The organism is Agromyces larvae (genome assembly GCF_022811705.1).
GTDB lineage: Bacteria > Actinomycetota > Actinomycetes > Actinomycetales > Microbacteriaceae > Agromyces > Agromyces larvae.
Map to the genome: position 1 here is coordinate 1,081,946 of NZ_CP094528.1, position 19,539 is coordinate 1,101,484.

Annotated in this window: 14 protein-coding genes; 5 read left to right on the forward strand and 9 right to left on the reverse strand. The window is 72.2% G+C overall.

The window, feature by feature from the left end; genetic code table 11:
* Nucleotides 1-70: 70 nt before the first annotated feature.
* Together rpmA and rplU are read right to left on the reverse strand one after the other, a co-directional pair.
* Nucleotides 71-328, reverse strand: coding sequence for a 50S ribosomal protein L27 (gene rpmA, locus MTO99_RS05035; protein ID WP_149161959.1), 258 nt, complete (start codon nucleotides 326-328; stop codon nucleotides 71-73).
* 21 nt (nucleotides 329-349) lie between these two features.
* Nucleotides 350-658, reverse strand: coding sequence for a 50S ribosomal protein L21 (gene rplU / locus MTO99_RS05040; protein ID WP_149161958.1), 309 nt, complete (start codon nucleotides 656-658; stop codon nucleotides 350-352).
* A gap of 219 nt (nucleotides 659-877) precedes the next feature.
* Here rplU and MTO99_RS05045 point away from each other — a divergent pair, with 219 nt between their 5' ends.
* Nucleotides 878-1,162, forward strand: a complete 285-nt coding sequence (locus MTO99_RS05045) for a DUF4031 domain-containing protein (RefSeq protein WP_243557527.1) — start codon at nucleotides 878-880, stop codon at nucleotides 1,160-1,162.
* Here the strand turns inward: MTO99_RS05045 and MTO99_RS05050 are convergent.
* Entirely contained in the window at nucleotides 1,151-3,754 is a 2,604-nt protein-coding gene (locus MTO99_RS05050) for an Rne/Rng family ribonuclease (protein ID WP_243557529.1), read from the reverse strand. The two genes, MTO99_RS05045 and MTO99_RS05050, sit on opposite strands and share 12 nt — an antisense overlap.
* A 273-nt stretch (nucleotides 3,755-4,027) precedes the next feature.
* Here MTO99_RS05050 and MTO99_RS05055 point away from each other — a divergent pair, with 273 nt between their 5' ends.
* Complete coding sequence (locus tag MTO99_RS05055; RefSeq protein ID WP_243557531.1) at nucleotides 4,028-4,654, forward strand: vitamin K epoxide reductase family protein; 627 nt, start codon at nucleotides 4,028-4,030, stop codon at nucleotides 4,652-4,654.
* A gap of 246 nt (nucleotides 4,655-4,900) precedes the next feature.
* Here MTO99_RS05055 and ndk read toward each other — a convergent pair whose 3' ends face one another.
* The 6 genes from ndk to MTO99_RS05085 form a co-directional block, all read right to left on the reverse strand.
* On the reverse strand, nucleotides 4,901-5,323 hold the full coding sequence (ndk, locus tag MTO99_RS05060; RefSeq protein WP_243557533.1) for a nucleoside-diphosphate kinase: 423 nt from the start codon (nucleotides 5,321-5,323) through the stop codon (nucleotides 4,901-4,903).
* Entirely contained in the window at nucleotides 5,320-5,781 is a 462-nt protein-coding gene (locus tag MTO99_RS05065) for a DUF4233 domain-containing protein (RefSeq protein WP_243557535.1), read from the reverse strand. Before MTO99_RS05065 ends, ndk begins: the two co-directional genes overlap by 4 nt.
* A complete protein-coding gene (locus MTO99_RS05070; protein WP_243557538.1) occupies nucleotides 5,778-7,151 on the reverse strand; it encodes a bifunctional folylpolyglutamate synthase/dihydrofolate synthase in 1,374 nt (457 codons plus the stop codon). The genes MTO99_RS05065 and MTO99_RS05070 overlap by 4 nt, the downstream gene beginning before the upstream one ends.
* The gene (gene ileS / locus MTO99_RS05075) at nucleotides 7,148-10,492 is read right to left on the reverse strand and encodes an isoleucine--tRNA ligase (RefSeq protein WP_243557540.1); all 3,345 of its coding nucleotides are present in this window, start codon (nucleotides 10,490-10,492) and stop codon (nucleotides 7,148-7,150) included. The genes MTO99_RS05070 and ileS overlap by 4 nt, the downstream gene beginning before the upstream one ends.
* 239 nt (nucleotides 10,493-10,731) lie before the next feature.
* Nucleotides 10,732-13,449: a cation-translocating P-type ATPase gene (locus MTO99_RS05080; protein ID WP_243557542.1), complete on the reverse strand. Its 2,718-nt coding sequence runs from the start codon at nucleotides 13,447-13,449 to the stop codon at nucleotides 10,732-10,734.
* Nucleotides 13,450-13,479: 30 nt separating this feature from the next.
* Nucleotides 13,480-14,097 (reverse strand): TetR/AcrR family transcriptional regulator, encoded by a 618-nt coding sequence (locus MTO99_RS05085; protein WP_243557544.1) that lies wholly within the window; start codon nucleotides 14,095-14,097, stop codon nucleotides 13,480-13,482.
* Between the two features lie 70 nt (nucleotides 14,098-14,167).
* On the opposite strand from MTO99_RS05085, the gene MTO99_RS05090 reads away from it, so the two are divergent.
* From MTO99_RS05090 to MTO99_RS19135, 3 genes are read left to right on the forward strand one after another with little or no spacing between them, the layout of a single operon-like run.
* Nucleotides 14,168-15,817 (forward strand): ABC transporter substrate-binding protein, encoded by a 1,650-nt coding sequence (locus tag MTO99_RS05090; RefSeq protein WP_435520797.1) that lies wholly within the window; start codon nucleotides 14,168-14,170, stop codon nucleotides 15,815-15,817.
* A 10-nt stretch (nucleotides 15,818-15,827) separates the two neighbouring features.
* Entirely contained in the window at nucleotides 15,828-16,832 is a 1,005-nt protein-coding gene (locus MTO99_RS05095) for an ABC transporter permease (protein WP_435520798.1), read from the forward strand.
* Complete coding sequence (locus MTO99_RS19135) at nucleotides 16,829-19,474, forward strand: ATP-binding cassette domain-containing protein (protein WP_354002511.1); 2,646 nt, start codon at nucleotides 16,829-16,831, stop codon at nucleotides 19,472-19,474. The genes MTO99_RS05095 and MTO99_RS19135 overlap by 4 nt, the downstream gene beginning before the upstream one ends.
* The last annotated feature ends 65 nt before the right edge of the window (nucleotides 19,475-19,539 follow it).

Consider the following 19,539-nt stretch of genomic DNA (forward strand, 5'->3'; position numbering starts at 1 on the left):
TCGATGCCTCTCCTCTGATGAAACGCGTGAGGGCGAGCCGAAGCTCGCCCTCACGACATCGATCGCCCGATTACTCGGCGACCGCCACGATGTTGACGACCTTGCGGCCGCCCTTCGCGCCGAACTGCACCGCGCCCGCCTCGAGGGCGAACAGCGTGTCGTCACCGCCGCGGCCGACGCCTGCGCCGGGGTGGAAGTGCGTGCCGCGCTGGCGGACGATGATCTCGCCGGCCTGCACGACCTGACCGCCGAAGCGCTTCACGCCGAGGCGCTGCGCGTTCGAGTCACGACCGTTGCGAGTGGAGCTCGCACCCTTCTTGTGTGCCATGTCTTCGTCTCCCTCTGGCCGTTACTTGATGCCGGTGACCTTGACGCGCGTGAGGTCCTGGCGGTGCCCCTGGCGCTTCTTGTAACCGGTCTTGTTCTTGAACTTCTGGATCACGATCTTCGGGCCGCGGAGATCGCCGAGAACCTCAGCGGTGACCGTGACCTTCGCGAGCGACTTCGCGTCGGAGGTGATCTTGTCGCCGTCGACGAGGAGAACCGGCGTGAGCTGCACGTTGCCGTCCTTGTCGGCCTGCACTCGGTCCATCGTCACGATGGTGCCGACTTCGACCTTCTCCTGTCGGCCTCCGGCGCGCACTACTGCGTAAACCACTACTCGTACCTATCTTTGGGGAGCCTCGCGGCCCCGACTGCCTGATGGGGTTGTCACTGCGCGGAAGACCCCAGCGGGATGGAGGGTCGTCACTGCCAGAAAACTGTGCGTGCCCGCCGGGATAAGCCGGTGGCACCAACGGTCGAGTCTATCGGATGCCTCGTGGCCGGTCAAACGCGCGACACGCCCCGCCGGCCGCACCCAGCATATGCTCAGGGCATGGCCGTGCTCATCGATCCACCGCTCTGGCCGCGCCACGGCACGGTCTGGAGCCACCTCGTGAGCGATGCCTCGATCGACGAGCTGCAGGCGTTCGCCCGGCACGCGGGTCTGCCCGAGCGGGCCTTCGACCTCGACCACTACGACGTCCCGGCCGAGCGGTACGACGAACTCGTCGCGCTCGGCGCGGAGCCGGTGGATGCGCGCCTGCTGGTGCGTCGACTCGCCGCGAGCGGCCTGCGGGTCACGCCGCGCGAGCGGCGCGCCCGCCGGTCACTCGGCTGAATCCGCCTCGGTCGGTTCGGCGCGCACGATCACCGGGGCGGCACCCGCGGTGCTCAGCGCCGTGGTCGAGACCCGCCGGCTCCGCGAGCGCCCTTCGCCCTGCGCCTTCGGTGCGGGCAGCGCGTCGAGCACCGAGCCGAGCAGTTCGTCGGGGTCGACCGCCGGCTTGGGCCGCTCGCGGCGCACCGGCGCCTCGGGCAGGTCGAGCACCGGCACCGCCGGAGCGGTCGGCTGGTCGGCGGCAGCGGGTTCGGATGCGGGGACGCCCGCGGGCGCGCCCGCCGACGCCGAGGCGTCCGCCGAGGTGGCGCGCCGGTGCCGGCCCCGGCGACGCGAGCCGCGCGACTCCGACGCGGGCTCGGCATCCGTGGTCGCCGGCACCGCCTCGACGACGTCGCCGGCCTGCGCGGCGGGCTCGTCGGCGGCGGGGCGTCCGGGCTCGCCGTGCGCGAGCGTGGAGGCCGCGATCTTCGCGAGTGCGTTCTTCGCGTCCTCGGTGATGGCGTGCGTGCCCGCGTGCGGCTTCGACTCGGCGGCGGGTGCCGGCTGATGTTGCTGACCGCCGCCGCGGTTGCGGCGCCGCTCGACCTGCTGCTGCGGGGCACGGTGCTTCAGGATCGGCTCGTGGTGCACGATGATGCCGCGCCCGGCGCAGACCTCGCACGGCTCGCTGAACGACTCCAGCAACCCGAGACCGAGCTTCTTGCGGGTCATCTGCACGAGGCCGAGCGAGGTGACCTCGGCGACCTGGTGCTTGGTGCGGTCGCGGCTCAGGCACTCGACGAGGCGACGCAGCACGAGATCGCGGTTCGACTCGAGCACCATGTCGATGAAGTCGACCACGATGATGCCGCCGATGTCGCGCAGCCGCAGCTGGCGCACGATCTCTTCGGCCGCTTCGAGGTTGTTCTTCGTGACGGTCTCTTCGAGGTTGCCGCCCGATCCGACGAACTTGCCGGTGTTCACGTCGACGACGGTCATCGCCTCGGTGCGGTCGATGATGAGCGAACCGCCCGACGGCAGCCACACCTTGCGCTCGAGGGCCTTCTCGATCTGCTCGGTGATGCGGAACTCATCGAACGCGTCGCGCTCGCCCGAGTAGGCCTCGACACGCTCGAGCAGGTCGGGCGCTACGGCGCCGAGGTACCGCTCGATGGTCTGCCGAGCCTCGTCGCCGGCGATGATCATCTTCTGGAAGTCCTCGTTGAAGACGTCGCGCACGATCTTCACGAGCAGGTCGGGCTCGGAGTGCAGCAGCGCGGGCGCCTGCACCTTCTCGAGCGCCGCCGAGATGTCGGCCCACTGGGCGGTGAGCCGGTTCACGTCGAGCGTGAGCTGCTCCTCGGTCGCGCCCTCCGCCGCCGTGCGCACGATGACGCCGACGTTCTCGGGCAGGACCTCTTTCAGGATCTTCTTCAGGCGCGCGCGCTCGGTGTCGGGGAGCTTGCGGCTGATGCCGTTCATCGAGCCGTTCGGCACGTACACGAGGTAGCGGCCGGGCAGCGAGACCTGGCTGGTGAGGCGGGCGCCCTTGTGGCCGACCGGGTCCTTCGTGACCTGCACGAGCACCTTGTCGCCGGGCTTCAACGCGAGCTCGATGCGGCGGGGCTGGTTCTTCTCGCCGTTCTCGGCGGCGGCCTCCCAGTCGACCTCGCCCGAGTAGAGCACCGCGTTGCGGCCCCGGCCGATGTCGACGAACGCGGCCTCCATGCTCGGCAGCACGTTCTGCACGCGGCCGAGGTACACGTTGCCGATGAGCGACGCGTCCTGGTTGCGCGCGACGTAGTGCTCGACGAGCACGCCGTCCTCGAGGACGCCGATCTGGATCCGGCCGCCCTTCTGACGGACGATCATCTGCCGGTCGACCGACTCGCGGCGGGCGAGGAACTCGGCCTCGGTGATCACCGCACGGCGCCGGCCCGCGTCACGGCCGTCGCGGCGACGCTGCTTCTTCGCCTCGAGGCGGGTCGACCCCTTCACCTTCTGCGGCTCGGTGATGAGCTCGGGTTCGCGGGGCTTGCGCACCTTGACGACGGTGTTCGCGGGCTCGTCGCCCGACGCCCGGCCCTCTTCGCCGCTGCGGCGGCGGGCGCGACGGCGCACGGTCGACGAGGCTTCCTCGCCGGCGCGGTCGCCGCGGTCGCGGTCGCCGCGGTCGCGGTCGCTGCGCTCGGGCCGATCGGGCACCGCGAGCACGGGCGGCGCTCGGAAGATCAGCGACGTCGTCGTGAGCGCGGACGTCTCGATCGGCGCGAGGTGCTCGGCCGACTCGGATGCCTCGGGCTCGACCTCGGCGGACGCGGTCGTCTCGCCCGCTGCCCCGTCGATCGAGCCCGTACCCTCGGCCGCGGCGGTCTCGACCGCCGGGGCGGGCACCGCGGACTCGACCGGCTGCGGCGCGTCGTTCGTCGTCGCCTCGGCGGGGACGTCCGTCGCCGTCGACTCGGCGTCGCCGGGGGTCGCCGGTCGGGCGCCGACCGTCGCTCCGCCCCGCCCGCGACCGCGTCGCCCGGTGAAGAATCCCCCGCGTCGCTTCGGTGCGCCTGCGCCGGTCTCTGACCCGCCGGCGTTGTTCTCGTTGCCTTCCACCATCCCTGGTGCACTCCTACACCGGGTACGACGGCCGCGCCGTCCGTCCCGTACTCCTCGAGCGGAATCGCGCCTGGCGCGACCCCGCCAATCCTTCACTGCTGCGACCGGCCGTCGGCCGGATCGCCACGTCTCGCGGTGTCCTCACCGCAGTGCGGATGCGGTGCATCCTCAAAGCCTTCGTTGGCGTCGCGCCGGGCGCGGCCCGGACGACTCCCTCGATTATCGCATGCTTCGCACAGCAGCCGTCGGAACCCGCGTGCCAGAATACGAACCATGCCCGACGCCCCCGCCCCCACCCGCCGTCTCGGACTCGGCATCGCCCTCCTGATCCTGGGGGCGCTGGGCCTCCTGGCGGCGTTCGAGCTCTCCGTCGAGAAGGTGCTCACCCTCACCGATCCGAGCCATGTTCCCTCGTGCAACGTGGGGGTGCTCGTGGGCTGCGGCGTGAACCTCGCGAGCTGGCAGGGCGGGGTGTTCGGGTTCCCGAACCCGTTCCTCGGGCTGATGGCGTGGCCGGTCGTGATCACGATCGCCGTCGCGCTCATCGGCGGGGTGAGATTCCCCCGCTGGTTCTGGATCGCGTTCAACGCAGGCGTCGCCGGAGCACTCGTCTTCGTGGGCTGGCTCATCTACCAGAGCATCTACGTGCTCGACGTGCTCTGCCCCTGGTGCATGCTCACCTGGGCGGTCACCATCCCGACGTTCTGGATCGTCACGCTCGACAACCTGCGCGAGGGCCGGTTCGGCTCCTCGGAGCGGGCGCGACGCCTCGGTGCGGCCTGGTTCGGCTGGATCCCGCTCATCACCGTCGTCTGCTACGCGATCGTCATCCTGCTCGCCCAGGCGCAGATGAACGCGATCCCGCGGGTGCTCATCGACCTGCAGAACTTCTTCCGCTGAGCTCTCCGAGCCCGTCGAAGGGGCGCTCCGCCGAGCTCCCCGAGCTCCCTGAGCCCGTCGAAGGGCGCTCCGCCGAGCTCCCTGAGCCTGTCGAAGGGCGCTCCGCCGAGCTCCCTGAGCCCGTCGAAGGGGCGCTCCGCCGACTCCCCGAGCTCCCTGAGCCCGTCGAAGGGGCTCCCTTCGACAGGCTCAGGGAGCTTCGACAGGCTCAGGGAGCTTCGACAGGCTCAGGGAGCTTCTCCGGGCTCAGGCGAACCAGAGCGCGAGCTCGCGCTCGGCCGACTCGCGCGAGTCGGAGCCGTGCACCAGGTTCTGCTGCACCTTGAGGCCCCAGTCGCGACCGAAGTCGCCGCGGATCGAGCCGGGCGCCGCCGTCGTCGGGTCGGTCGTGCCGGCGAGCACCCGGAACCCTTCGATCACGCGGTTGCCCGCGATGCGCAACGCGACCACCGGGCCCGACTGCATGAACTCGATGAGCGGCTCGTAGAACGGCTTGCCCTCGTGCTCGGCGTAGTGCTTCGCGAGCAGTTCGCGGTCGGCCTGCACCAGGCGGATGTCGACGAGCGAGTAGCCCTTCGCTTCGATGCGGCGCAGGATCTCGCCGGTGAGGTTGCGGGCCACGCCGTCGGGCTTGACGAGCACCAGGGTCTCCTCGATGCCGTTGCTCATTGCGGTTCCTTTCCGGGTTCGGCCGCAGCCGCCCTGTCTCGGTCGATTCGTGCGCCGACGACCATGCAGTACGCCCACAGGCCGCCGAAGAGTGCGCCGACGACGTACATCGCCGGGTTGATGATGCCCGCCACGATCACCACGACCTGGATCGCCCAGCCGAGCCAGAACGCCCAGCGGAACCGCAGCAGGCCGATCGTCGCGACGAGCAGCAGGATGATGACGCCGCCGGCGGCCAGCGCCACCCACGACGGAAGGCCCCACGCGCCGCCGGCGGCGTCGGCGAGGCCCCAGATGACGAGCGCGGCGAGGAACACCACGACGGTCTCGAAGGCGAGCACGATCGAGGCGAGGCTGCGGCGCACCGAAGTCGGCCGAGCCGCACCGGCGGGCGCGTCGGATGCAGCGGGCTCGGTCGCCGGCTCGACGGGGTCGGACGGATCGGATGCTGCGCTCATTCGCCGCTCCATCCGCGATCCCGCGCGAACGCGACGACCTCGCCGACGAGCGTGACCGAGCCGGTCGCGACCACGCCGCGGCCCGGGGCGTCGGCCGCCCAGTCGCGCGCCTCCTCGAGGGCGTCCTCGAGGCGGTCGGCCGAGGTGACCCGTTCGGGGCCGACGACCGAGGCGATGCGGGCCGCGAGCTCGCCGACCTCGACCGCCCGATCCGACGACGACCGCGTCACGACGAAGGTCGCGCCCGTCGGTTCGAGCGCGCGGGCGATGCCCTCGGCGTCCTTGTCGGCGAGGATGCCGAGCACGATGACGAGCTCGGTGAAGTCGAAGTACTCCTCGAGGGCCGCGGCGAGCGACGCGGCGCCGTGCGGGTTGTGGGCGGCGTCGACGATGAGCGTCGGGTCGGCGGCGATCCGCTGCAGGCGCCCGGGCGAGGTGACCGCTGCAAGACCGGCCTGTACGACCTCATCGGGGATGCGCGCGACGCCGAGGAACGACTCCACCGCGGCGATCGCGACGGCGGCGTTCTCGGCCTGATGGCGGCCGAACAACGGCAGCGCGAGGTCGCGGTACTCCCCCGCGAGCCCGCGTACCGACACGAGCTGCCCGCCGACCGCGACGCGGCTGTCGATCACGGCGAACCCGCCGCCCTCGACCTCGAAGGTGCCGTCGGCGCGCGCTGCCGCCTCGCGCAGCACCTCGAGCACCGCCGGCTGCTGGAACGCGGTGACGACATCGGCGCCCGGCTTCACGATGCCCGACTTGGTGCGGGCGATCTGCTCGACCGTGCCGCCGAGGCGGCGCTCGTGGTCGAGGGCGATCGGGGAGAACACCGCGACCTGGCCGTCGGCCACGTTCGTCGAGTCCCACTCGCCGCCCATGCCGACCTCGAGCACCATCACGTCGACCGGGGCATCCGCGAAGCAGGCGAACGCGAGCACCGTGAGCGCCTCGAAGAAGGTGAGCCGCGCCTCGCCGGCGGCGACGAGCTCGTCGTCGACGAGCGAGACGATCGGCTCGATCTCGTCCCAGATGCGCGCGACGTCGGCGTCGGCGATGGGCTCGCCGTCGATCAGGATCCGCTCGGTGAACCGCTCGAGGTGCGGGCTGGTGAGCAGGCCGGTGCGCAGACCGTCGGCGCGCAGCAGGCTCTCGACGATACGGCTCGTCGAGGTCTTGCCGTTCGTCCCGGTGAGGTGGATCACCGGTGCCGACCGGTGCGGGTCGCCGAGCAGCTCGACAGCGCGCCGGGTGGCGCCGAGGCGCGGCTCGGGGGCCGCCTCGCCGACCCGGCCGAGCAGGTCGGCGTACACCGCGTCGGCGGCCTCGCGGGCGTCGGGGTCGAAGTCGGGGTCGAACTCGTCGGTCATGCGCGCTCCAGGTCGATGCGGACGAGGGTGCCGCCGGCGAGCGGCGTCAGTGCGGCGCCCTCGTCGCCGTCGAGGGCGGCGAGGTCGACGGCCACCGCGAGGGTCTCGCCCGCGATCAGCTCGCGGTGGGCGTCGGCGGCGAGCGCCGACACCGCATCGAGCGCGAGCGTGAGACGGATCCGGTCGCCGACTTCGAGCCCGGCGGCCTTGCGCGCCTCCTGCACCGCGCGCACCAGGTCGCGTGCGATGCCCTCGGCTTCGAGCTCGGGCGTGGTCGCCGTGTCGAGGATCACGAACCCGCCGTCGGAGAGCAGGCCCAGCACGGCCGAGCCGTCGCCCGCCGCGCCGGTCTCGAGCACGAGGTCGTATTCCCCCGGCTCGAGTGCGATGCCGCCGGCGACGACGGTGTCGCCGTCGAGGGTCCAGTCGCCCGCGCGGGCGGCGCCGATCGCCTGCTGCACCTGCTTGCCGAGGCGCGGGCCGGCGGCGCGGGCGTTCACCGTGAGCCGCTTGGTGACGCCGAACCGCTCGGCGCTGCCCTCATCGAGCTGCACCAGCTCGACCGCTTTCACGTTCAGCTCGTCGCGCAGGATCGCCTCGAACGGCGCCAGCGCCGCGGCATCCGAGGCCACCACCGTGAGCGTCGCGAGCGGAAGCCGCACGCGACGGCCCGCCTGCTTGCGCAGCGCGAGCGCGGTGCCCGCGATCTCGCGCACCGCGTCCATCGCGGCCACCAGCTCGGGGTCGGCCGGGAACTCGGCCGCGTCGGGCCAGTCGGCCAGGTGCACGCTGCGCCCGCCGGTGAGCCCCCGCCAGATCTTCTCGGTGACGAGGGGAAGCATGGGCGCCGCGAGGCGGGTGAGCGTCTCGAGCACCGTGTACAGCGTGTCGAAGGCCTCGGCACCGGAGCCGTCGTCGGCGACGCCCTGCCAGAACCGGTCGCGCGACCGGCGCACGTACCAGTTGGTGAGCACGTCGGCGAAGTCGCGCAGCTTCTGCGACGCGAGCGTCGTGTCGAATTCCTCGAGGTCGGCCGTCACCGCGGTCACGAGGTCGCGCAGCTTCGCGAGCAGGTAGCGGTCGAGCACGTCGGTCGACGACGTCGAACGGGATGCCTCGTAGCTGCCGCTGCCTGAGCCGGTCGACGGGAGCGCGGAATTCGCGTACAGCGAGAAGAAGTACCAGGTGCTCCAGAGCGGCAGCATGAGCTGGCGCACGCCCTCGCGGATGCCCTCCTCGGTGACGATCAGGTTGCCGCCGCGCAGCACCGAGCTCGACATCAGGAACCAGCGCATCGCGTCGGAGCCGTCGCGGTCGAACACCTCGTTGACGTCGGGGTAGTTGCGCAGCGACTTCGACATCTTCTGTCCGTCGCTGCCGAGCACGATGCCGTGGCTGACCACGTTGCGGTACGCGGGGCGATCGAACAGCGCGGTCGAGAGCACGTGCATGACGTAGAACCAGCCCCGGGTCTGGCCGATGTATTCCACGATGAAGTCGGCCGGGTGGTGCGTGTCGAACCACTCGCGGTTCTCGAACGGGTAGTGGACCTGCGCGAACGGCATCGAGCCCGAGTCGAACCACACGTCGAACACGTCGGTGATGCGGCGCATCGTGGACCGGCCGGTGGGGTCGTCGGGGTTCGGGCGGGTCAGCTCGTCGATGTACGGGCGGTGCAGGTCGGGTTCGCCCTCGGGATTGCGCGGCAGCCGGCCGAAGTCGCGCTCGAGCTCCTCCAGCGAGCCGTACACGTCGATGCGGGGGTACTCGGGGTCGTCGCTCTTCCACACCGGGATCGGCGATCCGAAGTACCGGTTGCGGCTGACCGACCAGTCGCGGGCGTTGCCGACCCACTTGCCGAACTGCCCGTACTTCACGTTCTCGGGCACCCAGGTGATGTCGTCGTTCAGCTGCTCCATGCGGTCGCGGAACTCGGGCACGCGGATGAACCAGCTCGACACTGCCTTGTAGATGAGCGGGTTGCGGCAGCGCCAGCAGTGGGGGTACGAGTGCTCGTACGACGCCTGGCGCAGCAGCCGGCCCTCGGCCTTCAGCAGCTGCGTGAGCGGCTTGTTCGCGTCGCTCCACAGCAGGCCGGCGACATCCGTCACCGCCGGGAGGAACTTGCCGCCGTCGTCGAGCGAGAGGATCACGGGGATGCCGTTGGCCTCGCAGATCCGCTGGTCTTCCTCGCCGTAGGCGGGCGCCTGGTGCACGATGCCCGTGCCGTCTTCGGTGGTGACGTAGTCGGCGACCAGGATGCGCCAGGCGTGCTCGAGGCCGTACGCCTCGACGTCGGCGTAGTAGTCGAAGAGCCGGTCGTAGGTGACGCCCTCGAGCTCGGCGCCGCGCACGGTGCGCGAGATCGCGGCGCGCGCGGCATCGGCCGAGTCGTAGCCGAGCTCCTTCGCGTAGCCGCCGACGAGGTCGACGGCGAGCAGGTACTCGGCGCCCAGCACCTCGGTGGGTGCTCCCTTCGACGGGCTCGCGGAGCTCTCGGGCGACGCCTCGCGCAGCACCGTCGCGTCGGGCGTGCCGTTCGGGCCGGCCGGCACCACCGCGTACTCGATGTCGGGGCCGACCGCGAGGGCGAAGTTGGTCGGCAGCGTCCAGGGCGTGGTCGTCCACGCGAGCGCGCGCACGGCGGTCAGGCCGAGCGACTCGGCCTTCGGGCCGGTCAGCGGGAAGGTGACCGTGACGGTCTGGTCCTGCCGCATCTTGTAGACGTCGTCGTCCATGCGCAGCTCATGGTTCGACAGCGGCGTCTGGTCGCGCCAGCAGTACGGCAGCACCCGGAAGCCCTCGTACGCCAGCCCCTTCTCGTGCAGCTGCTTGAACGCCCAGATGACCGACTCCATGAACGTGACGTCGAGCGTCTTGTAGTCGTGCTCGAAGTCGACCCACCGCGCCTGCCGGGTGACGTACTCCTGCCACTCGTCCGTGTAGCGCAGCACCGAGTCGCGCGCCGCGCGGTTGAACGCGGCCAGACCCATCTCCTCGATCTGGCTCTTGTCGGTGATGCCGAGCTGCCGCTCGGCCTCGAGCTCGGCGGGCAGGCCGTGCGTGTCCCAGCCGAACCGGCGGTGCACCTGCTTGCCGCGCATGGTCTGGAATCGGGGGAAGACGTCTTTCGCGTACCCGGTGAGCAGGTGCCCGTAGTGCGGCAGGCCGTTCGCGAACGGCGGGCCGTCGTAGAAGACCCACTCAGGCGAGCCCTCGCGCTCGTCGATCGACGCCTGGAAGGTGCCGTCGGCCTTCCAGAAGGCGAGCACCTCCTGCTCGATGGCCGGGAAGCTCGGTGAGGGGTTCACGCCGTGGTCGTCTGGGGTGCGCGGGTACACGCTCGCTCCTTGCGGGGACGGATGCCTTCACGAGGACGCCGGCCGCCCGAACGGGCGCCGCCGCGGTACCACCTCGCTTGCCCCGATCGCTCGGGACCGCTCTCACTGCGGCTGTGACGGGCCTGCCCCGTTCGGTTCTAGTGACGGACTCGGCGCGCTTCGACCGGCTCAGCGCGCGTGGACCCGCGTTCTTCCGAAGACTCCCCGGTGATGGCCGGATCGCAGTCGTTGCCGCTATCTTACCCGGCGCGCCGCGCCCGCCGCGCGATCGCCTTCGCCGCCTCGACGACGAGGAAGATCACCACGGCGAGCGCCAGCGTGATGCCCCACTCGCGCGCGCCGATCGCGGCCGAGCCGAACCAGGTGTGCATGAACGGGGCGTAGACGAACACGAGCTGCAGCAGGACGAGGGCGATGGTCGACCACCACACGACCCGGTTGCCGCGCAGCACGTCGAGCGTCACGCTCGATCGGTCGAGGAATCGGCAGTTGAACAGGTACGCGAGCTGGCCGAGCGCCAGCATCGTGACGGCCGTGGTCTGCGCGCTGGCGAGGTCGTAACCGGCGGCGCGCTCGGCGTAGAACACGCCGAGGGTGGCGCCGCCGATGAGCACCGAGACGAGGGCGATGCGCCGCAGCGCCGCGGCACCGAGGATCGGCGCCCGGGGATCGCGCGGCGGCCGGGCCATCACGTCGAACTCGGCGCCCTCGTTGGCCAGCGCGAGCGAGAGCGTCACGCCGGTGACCATGTTGACCCACAGCACCTGCACCGGCTCGAGCGGCAGCGCGAGACCGAACAGCACGGCCACGAGGATGACGAGCGACTGCGCGCCGTTGGTCGGCAGCAGGAACAGGATCGACTTGCGCAGGTTGTCGTAGATGCGCCGCCCCTCCTCGACGGCGCGCTCGATGGTCGCGAAGTTGTCGTCGGCGAGCACGACCTCCGCGGCCTCCTTCGTGGCATCCGTGCCCTTGATGCCCATCGCGACCCCGACCTCGGCCTGGGTGAGCGCCGGAGCGTCGTTGACGCCGTCGCCGGTCATGGCGACCACTTCGCCGCGCGACTGCAGCGCCGAGACGATGCGGATCTTGTGCTCCGGGCTGGTGCGCGCGTACACGTCGACGACGGGTGCGAGGTCGTGCAGCTCCTCGACGCCCATCGCTTCGAGCTGCTCCCCCGTCAGCACGCGCACGTCGTCGCCGCGGACGATGCCCATCTCGCGGGCGATCGCCACGGCGGTGCCGGCGTGGTCGCCGGTGATCATCTTCACGCGGATGCCCGCCGTGTGGCAGGCCGCGATCGCCTCGACGGCCTCGGGGCGCGGCGGGTCGACGATGCCGACCAGCCCGATGAACTCGAGCCCGGTATCGAGATCGGATGCCTCGAGCGAGTCCCGTCCGGCGGTCGGCGCCGTGCGCGCAGCGGCGAGCACGCGCAGCCCCTGCGCGCCGAGCCGGTCGATCTCGTCGTTCCAGAATGCGGTGTCCAGCGGTTCGGTCGTGCCGGTGGGGCCGAGCTGGCTCGAGCTTCTCGCGAGGAGCCGGTCGGGGGCGCCCTTGACGTGCACCGCACGGCTCCCGTCGCTGCCGACGTCGAGCGTGGCCATGTACTTCGTCGCCGACTCGAACGGCACGACCGCTGCGCGCCGCCATCCGGCCGGGTCGAAGCCCGCCTTGACGCCCAGCACGTGCAGGGCGCCCTCGGTGGGCTCGCCCACGAGCCGCCAGGCCCCGTCCGCCTCGACGACGCGGGCGTCGTTGCACAGCGACATCGTCTCGACCAGCGCGCGCAGACCGGGATGGTCGGCGAGGGACGCCGGTGCCGCGTCGACCGTCACGTCGCCGTCGATGCCGTACCCGATGCCCGAGACGGCGTAGTGCCCGCCGCGGGTGCGGACGCTGCGCGCGGTCATCTCGTTGCGGGTGAGCGTGCCGGTCTTGTCGGAGCAGATCGTGGTGACCGAACCGAGCGTCTCGACCGCGGTGAGCTTGCGGGTGATCGCCTGCCGGCGCGCCATCTGCTGCACGCCGAGCGCGAGCGTGATGGTGACGAGTGCGGGCAGGCCCTCGGGCACGGCGGCCACCGCGAAGCCGATCGCGGCCGACACGAGCTCGGGGATCGTGAAGTCGTGCACCAGCTTGCCGATCACGACCATCACGATCGCCAGGGCGACGATGAGCAGGGCGAGCCGTTTGCCGAATGCGGCCAGCGTGCGGGTGAGCGGAGTCTCCAGCGCGTCCACGGTCGAGATGAGCGTCGAGATGCGGCCGATCTCGGTCGCCGGGCCGGTCGCCACCACGACCGCCTCGCCGGTGCCCGCGGCGACGAGCGTGCCGGAGTGCAGCATGTCGTGGCGGTCGCCGACGCCGGCATCGGCGGCGACGGTGCCGGCGTGCTTCGCCGCGGGCAGGGATTCGCCCGTCAGCGCGGACTCGTCCACCCGCAGATTGACTGTGTCGACGAGTCGTGCGTCGGCCGGCACCCGGTCGCCCGAGCGCACCCGCACGAGGTCGCCGGGCACGAGGTCCTCGGCGTCGACGGTCGTCCACTCGCCGTCGCGTCGGACGTGCGCGTGCACCGACAGCATCTCGGAGATACCCTGCAGCGCCCGTTCGGCCCGACCCTCTTGGATGAACCCGATGGCCGCGTTGATCACGGCCACGGCGAGGATGATCGCGAAGTCGATCCAGTCGCCGAGGATCGCCTTCAGGCCCGCCGACGCCAGGAGGATGTAGATGAGCACGTCCTGGAAGTGCGAGAGCACCCGGCGCCACAGCGGGGCGCGCGGGGGCGTCGGGAGCCGGTTCGGCCCGACTCGGGCGAGCTCGGCCGCCGCGGCACCGGACGTGAGGCCGGCCCCGGTCGCTCCGAGCGCTGCGAACACGTCGTCGACCTCGGCCGCCCACGGCGCGTCGAGCACCGAACCTGCATCCGTACGCATCCCGCCCTGCGTCATGCGTTCATGCTAGCGATGCCCGCCCCGCGCTCACGGGGCGGTGCGGATGACTCGGGCGAATCCGTCGCACACGGGCTCCACCGCCCGCGCGACATGCGCGACGAGCCGGCCGCGCTCGGGCCCGGCGAGCGCCCACACCTCGACGGCCGCCGAGCACGCCGCGGTCACCGCTGCGGCAGCCGCGCGCAGGTCGGCGGCACCGTGGGCGGTGCCGCCCGCCCGCCGGGCGAGGTCGGCCCGGACGAGCGCGCTCACCCGCTCGAACCTCGCCACCCCGGCCACCCGGAACTCGGTGATGGTGTCCATCAGCTCGGCCTGCGTGAGCGCGATCGGCACCGCCGAATCGGGGTGGCGTTCGGCGGTGGCCACCAGCGCGGCGCGCACGGCGTCCATGGGCGGTCGACCGAGAGGTTCGGCCGCGAGGGCGGCGCCGAGCCGATCGATCGTGTCGTCGAGGTCGACCCAGAGCAGGTCGCCCTTGGACGCGAAGTAGTTGAAGAACGTGTTGCGGCTGACGCCCGCGCGGCGGGCGATGTCGTCGATGGTGGTACGGCCGTAGCCCTGCTCGAGGAAGAGCTCGGCGGCGGCGTCTTCGAGGTCGCGCCGGCTCGAGGCGCGCGGGCGGCCGGCGCCGCGTGGAATGGGCATAGGATCATTATCCGGACTCAGTCCGAGAATCCGCCGCGAAGGTCTCGGCGGAGCATCCCCGAGGAGTCTCGTGTTCGCTCGCAATCGTTCCCTCCGCTTCGGCGCGCCCGTCGCGATCTCGGCCGCGGCCGTGCTCGCGCTCGCCGCGTGCACGCCCGCCGATCCCGGCGCTTCCGGCGACGCCGGCTCGGGCGGCACGCTCGTCTACGCATCGGGCGACGCCGAACCGACCTGCCTCGACCCGCACGTCGGCGGCAACTACCCGCAGGCCCTGGCGGCGACCCAGTTCCTCGAATCGCTCGTCTCGCGCGACGCCGAGGGCGAGATCATCCCCTGGCTCGCCGAATCGTGGCAGGTCTCCGACGACGGCCTCACCTGGGACTTCACGCTGAAGGCCGACGTCGAGTTCACCGACGGCACGCCGTTCGACGCCGCGGCCGTGAAGGCCAACGTCGAGCACGTGCAGGACCCCGACACCGCGTCCTCGACCGGATGGCTCGCGCTCGCGAAGGTGGCCGAGGTGGAGGTCGTCGACGACACCCACGCCCGCTTCCACCTGAGCGCGCCCGACAGCGCACTGCTCGAGTCGCTCAGCCAGCCCTGGGTGGCGATCGAGTCGCCGGCCGGGCTCGAGCGGGGCACCGACGAGAACTGCCTCGCCCCGATCGGCACCGGGCCGTTCATCGTCGACTCGTGGACGAAGCAGGACCGCATCGTCTTCGTGCAGAACCCCGACTACGCCTCGCCGCCCGCCGACGCGGGCCACGACGGGCCCGCCTATCTCGACCGCATCGAGTGGCGGTTCCTGCCCGACTCGGCCACGCGCTACGCGGCCCTGCAGTCGGGCGAGGTCGACGTCATCGACAACGCGCAGCCCGACACGATCGCGGCGGCCTCCGAGGAGGCGGGCATCGTGCACCTCGACGCCCCCCGCCCCGGGGCGTCCAACCGCATCGAGCTCGACTCCTCGAAGCCGCCGTTCGACGACATCCGGGTGCGCGAGGCGTTCATCAAGGCCGTCGATGTGAACGCCGGCATCGACTCGCTGTTCTTCGGCACCGCCGAGCGCGGGTACTCGCCGCTGTCGAGCGTGGAGCCCACCGCGTTCGGCGAGCCCGACCTGTTCGACGTCGACCCCGACGAGGCGAACCGCCTGCTCGACGAGGCCGGGTGGACGGCACGCGACGGCGACGGCGTGCGGGTGAAGGACGGGCAGCGCCTCGAGCTGCGGTTCCCGGTGAGCACGAACCAGTCGACGCCGGCCGAGCAGTCGCTGTTCGAGCAGCTCGGCGAGGGCGCCCGGGCCGTGGGCTTCGAAGTGCGGATCACGCCGCTCGACCTGTCGAGCTGGTACGGCGCGCTCGCCGCCCACGAGTACGAGCTGGTGAGCGCCCCGTACACGAAGGTCGGACCGGACGTGCTGCGCATCCTGTTCCACTCCGACAGCACGATCCCGGCGCCGAGCGGCTACTTCGCGAACCTCGCGCAGGTGCGCGACCCCGAGATCGACGCGCTGCTCGAGCAGGCGTCCGCCTCACAGGACGCCGACGAGCGCACCGAGATCTACCGCGACGTGCAGCAGCGCGTGCTCGAGGGCCGCTACCTGCTGCCGATCTACGACCAGCAGAACCACTACCTGCTCACCTCGCGCCTCGAGGGCGTGCGTGCGATGCCGACCGTGTCGACGCCGACCTTCCTCGACGCGCGCTTCACCGAGTGAGCGGACTCGCGTGAGCGGTGCACGCATCGAACCGGCGCGCGGGCGGTGGCAGCCGCTCGCGCGCCGGTTCGGCGTGCGCCTGGGCGGCGCCGTGCTCGTGCTGTGGGCCGTCGCCACCATCACGTTCTTCGCGATCCGGCTCATCCCCGGCGACCCGGCCGAGGCGATCCTGGGCGGGCCGGGGTCGCAGGCGAGCGCCGAGGCGCTCGAGGCGGTGCGTCGCGAGTACGGGCTCGACCTGCCGCTGCTCCAGCAGTACCTGATGGCGCTCGGCCGGCTGGTCGTGTGGGACTTCGGCACCTCGTACGCGCTGCGCCAGCCCGTCGCCGACGTCATCGCCGCGCAGTTGCCGGGCACGTTCCTGCTCGCGCTGCTCGCGCTGACGCTGGCGTGGCTGATCGCGCTCGGCCTCGCGCTGTTCTCGACGCTCGGCATGGGCACCCGCGGCGGCCGGGTCGCCGCCGCGATCGGCGGCACCGTCGAGACGGTCGCGGCCGCGCTCCCCCACTTCTGGCTCGCGGCGGTGCTGGTGGTCGTGTTCAGCACCTGGCTGCGGCTGCTGCCGCCGGTGAGCACCTCGGATGCCTCGGGCCTCGTGCTGCCCGTCGTCACCCTGGCGATCCCGGTCGCGGGGTTCCTCGCCCAGGTGATGCGCGAGTCCCTCGAGCAGGCGCTCGGCACGCCGTTCGCGCTCTCGGCTCGCGCCCGCGGCGAGACCGAAGGGGGCGTGCGCCTCCGGCACGCGCTGCGACACGCCGCCCTTCCGGGCGTCAACCTCAGCGCGTGGGCGTTCGGCTACCTCGTCTCGGGCGCGGTGGTGGTCGAGACGATCTTCGCGCGGCCCGGGCTCGGGCGTTCGCTGCTGCAGGCGGTGACGCTGCGCGACGTCCCCCTGGTGACGGGCATCGTGCTCGTCTCGGCGATCGCGTACATCGTCGTGACCGTCGTCGCCGACGCGGTGAGCGTCGTCCTCGACCCGCGTCTGCGGGCACCGGCGCGGGAAGTCGCCCGATGAGCCGGCCCGACCCGCACGGCGGCGCCGCCGAGCTCGAGACGCGCGGCACGCGCGGGGCGTCCCGGCTGCGCGTTCGAGGCTTGCCCGACCTGTCCATCGGCGAACTGCTCGCGATCGCGTTCGCCGTCTTCCTCGCGATCGCCGCGGTCGCCCCCTGGCTGATCGCCCCCGGCGATCCGCTCGCGATCGCGCCGACCGAGGCGTTCACCGCACCGTCGCCGGGGCACTGGCTGGGCACCGACGAATCCGGCCGCGACGTGTACACGCGGCTCGTGCACGGGGCGGCCGCATCGCTCGTCATCGGCGTCGCCGCGACCGCGATCGGGCTCGCCCTGGGCTCGGTGCTCGGGTTCACCGCCGGCCTGGCGGGCCGCGCCGCCGATCTCGTGGTGGGCCGCGTGCTCGAAGTCCTGTTCGCGTTCCCGAGTCTGCTGCTGGCGTTGCTCGTGATCGTGATCGCCGGCCCCGGCCCGCTGCCGGCGACGATCGCCGTCGGCCTGTCGACGGCGCCGGGGTATGCGCGCATCATCCGCGGGCAGGTGCTCCGGGTGCGGTCGACGGGATTCGTCGAGGCGGCGCGGGTGCTCGGGCACTCGCGGACCCGGATCGTGTTCCGTTCGATCGTGCCGAACGTCGCCGTGGAACTGCTCGTGCTCGCGACCCTCGGGGTCGGTCAGGCCGTGGTCTGGGCCTCGACGCTCAGCTTCCTCGGTCTCGGCGCCCAGCCGCCCGCGCCCGAGTGGGGCGCGATGCTGAACGCGGGCCGCACCTACATCCAGACCGCGTGGTGGCTGACCGTCATGCCGGGGCTCATGATCGTGGGCACGATCATCTCGGCCACCGTGATCGGGCGCCGCCTCGCCGCCGGTTCCCGCCGGCGGGCCGACTCGGCCGGGACGGATGCTGCGGCGACGAACGCTCCCGGTTCGAACACGCCCGGGCCGAGCGAGCCGGTCGGGACGCCCGCCGAACACGACGAGGCGATGACGGCCGCCAGCGCGGGGCCGACCGCAGAGACCCGGCCCGAGGCATCCGTGCCGCTGCTCTCGGTGGAAGGCCTGCGGGTCGCCTTCGGCGACCGTGAGGTGGTCTCCGAGGTCGGGTTCTCGATCGCGGCCGGCGAGTGCGTCGCGATCGTCGGCGAATCCGGATCGGGCAAGTCGGTCACGGCGCGCGCGCTGCTCGGGCTCGCCGGTGCGAACGCGCGCGTCACGACAGCCCGGCTCGAACTGGACGGCCGCGACCTGCGGGGAATCAGCGAACGCCGATGGCGCACCATCCGCGGCGATCGGGTCGGGCTGGTGCTGCAGGACGCCCTCGTCTCGCTCGACCCGCTCCGCCCGATCGGCCGCGAGATCGCCGACGCGCCCCGCCTGCACCGCCGGCTGCCACCCGCCGCACGCGCGGCGGCGGTGCAGGACGCGCTCGAACGCGTCGGCATGCCCGACCCCGGCACCCGCGCGACGCAGCGCAGCGGCGAACTGTCCGGAGGCCTGCGCCAGCGCGCGCTCATCGCGTCGGCCATCGTGCTCGACCCGCCGCTCGTGATCGCCGACGAACCGACCACGGCGCTCGACGCGTCCGTGCAGCGTCGCGTGCTCGACGAGCTCGCCCGTCTGAAGGGCAACGGCACCGGGGTGCTGCTGATCAGCCACGACCTCGCGGTCGTGGCCGGCATCGCCGACCGCGTGCTCGTGATGCGCGACGGCCGCATCGTCGAGCACGGCACCGCTCGCGACCTGCTCACCGCACCCCGGACGGCGTACGCGCGCGAACTCGTCGCGGCAGCCGATCTCGCACCGCGGGCCACGGCGGGGACCACGCCCGGATCCGGCGCATCCGATCCCGGCGCGTCACCGGACGCTCCCCCGGTTGCGGCCGCTCCCCCGGTCCTCGCGGCGACCGGGGTCTCGAAGGCCTTCGGCGACCGTCTCGCCGTCGACGACGTCGCCTTCGCACTCCGCGCCGGTGAGACCCTCGGCGTGGTCGGCGAATCGGGGTCGGGCAAGACCACGCTCGCGCGCGCCGTGCTCGGGCTCACCGCGGTCGACGCCGGGTCGGTGACCTGGTTCGGCCGGCCGTGGGAGGGCACCGGCGACCGTGAACGACGCGCGTTGCGTCGCCGCATCGGGCTCGTGGCCCAGGACACCGCCTCGTCGTTCGATCCGCGTTGGAGCGTCGCGCGCACGATCGCCGATGCGCTGCCCCCGGGCATCGACGCCGCCGAGCGCGAACGGCGCGTCGGCGAACTGCTCGCCGACGTCGGCCTCGCCGGCCACCTCGCACCGAGAGCGCCTGCGACGCTGTCGGGGGGTCAGCGGCAACGCGTCGCCATCGCCCGCGCGCTCGCGGCCGAGCCCGAGGTGCTCGTCCTCGACGAGCCGGTGTCGGCGCTCGACGTCACCGTGCAGGCGCGCGTGCTCGACCTGCTCGGTCGCCTGCAGCGCGAGCACGGGCTCGCCTACCTGTTCATCTCGCACGACCTCGGCGTCGCTCGGCACCTCGCCGACCGCGTGCTCGTCATGCACGACGGCCGTGCAGTGGAGTCGGGGCCGGCCGCGGCGGTGTTCGACACGCCGAGCGACCCGTACACGCGACGACTGCTCGCCGATCGCCCCACTCTCGCCGCGGCGTACCGGTGACGTCGGGCGTCGGCTTCGGGTCATCCGACCGTTCCCGTTAGAATCGGTCGGATCCACATTCAGGC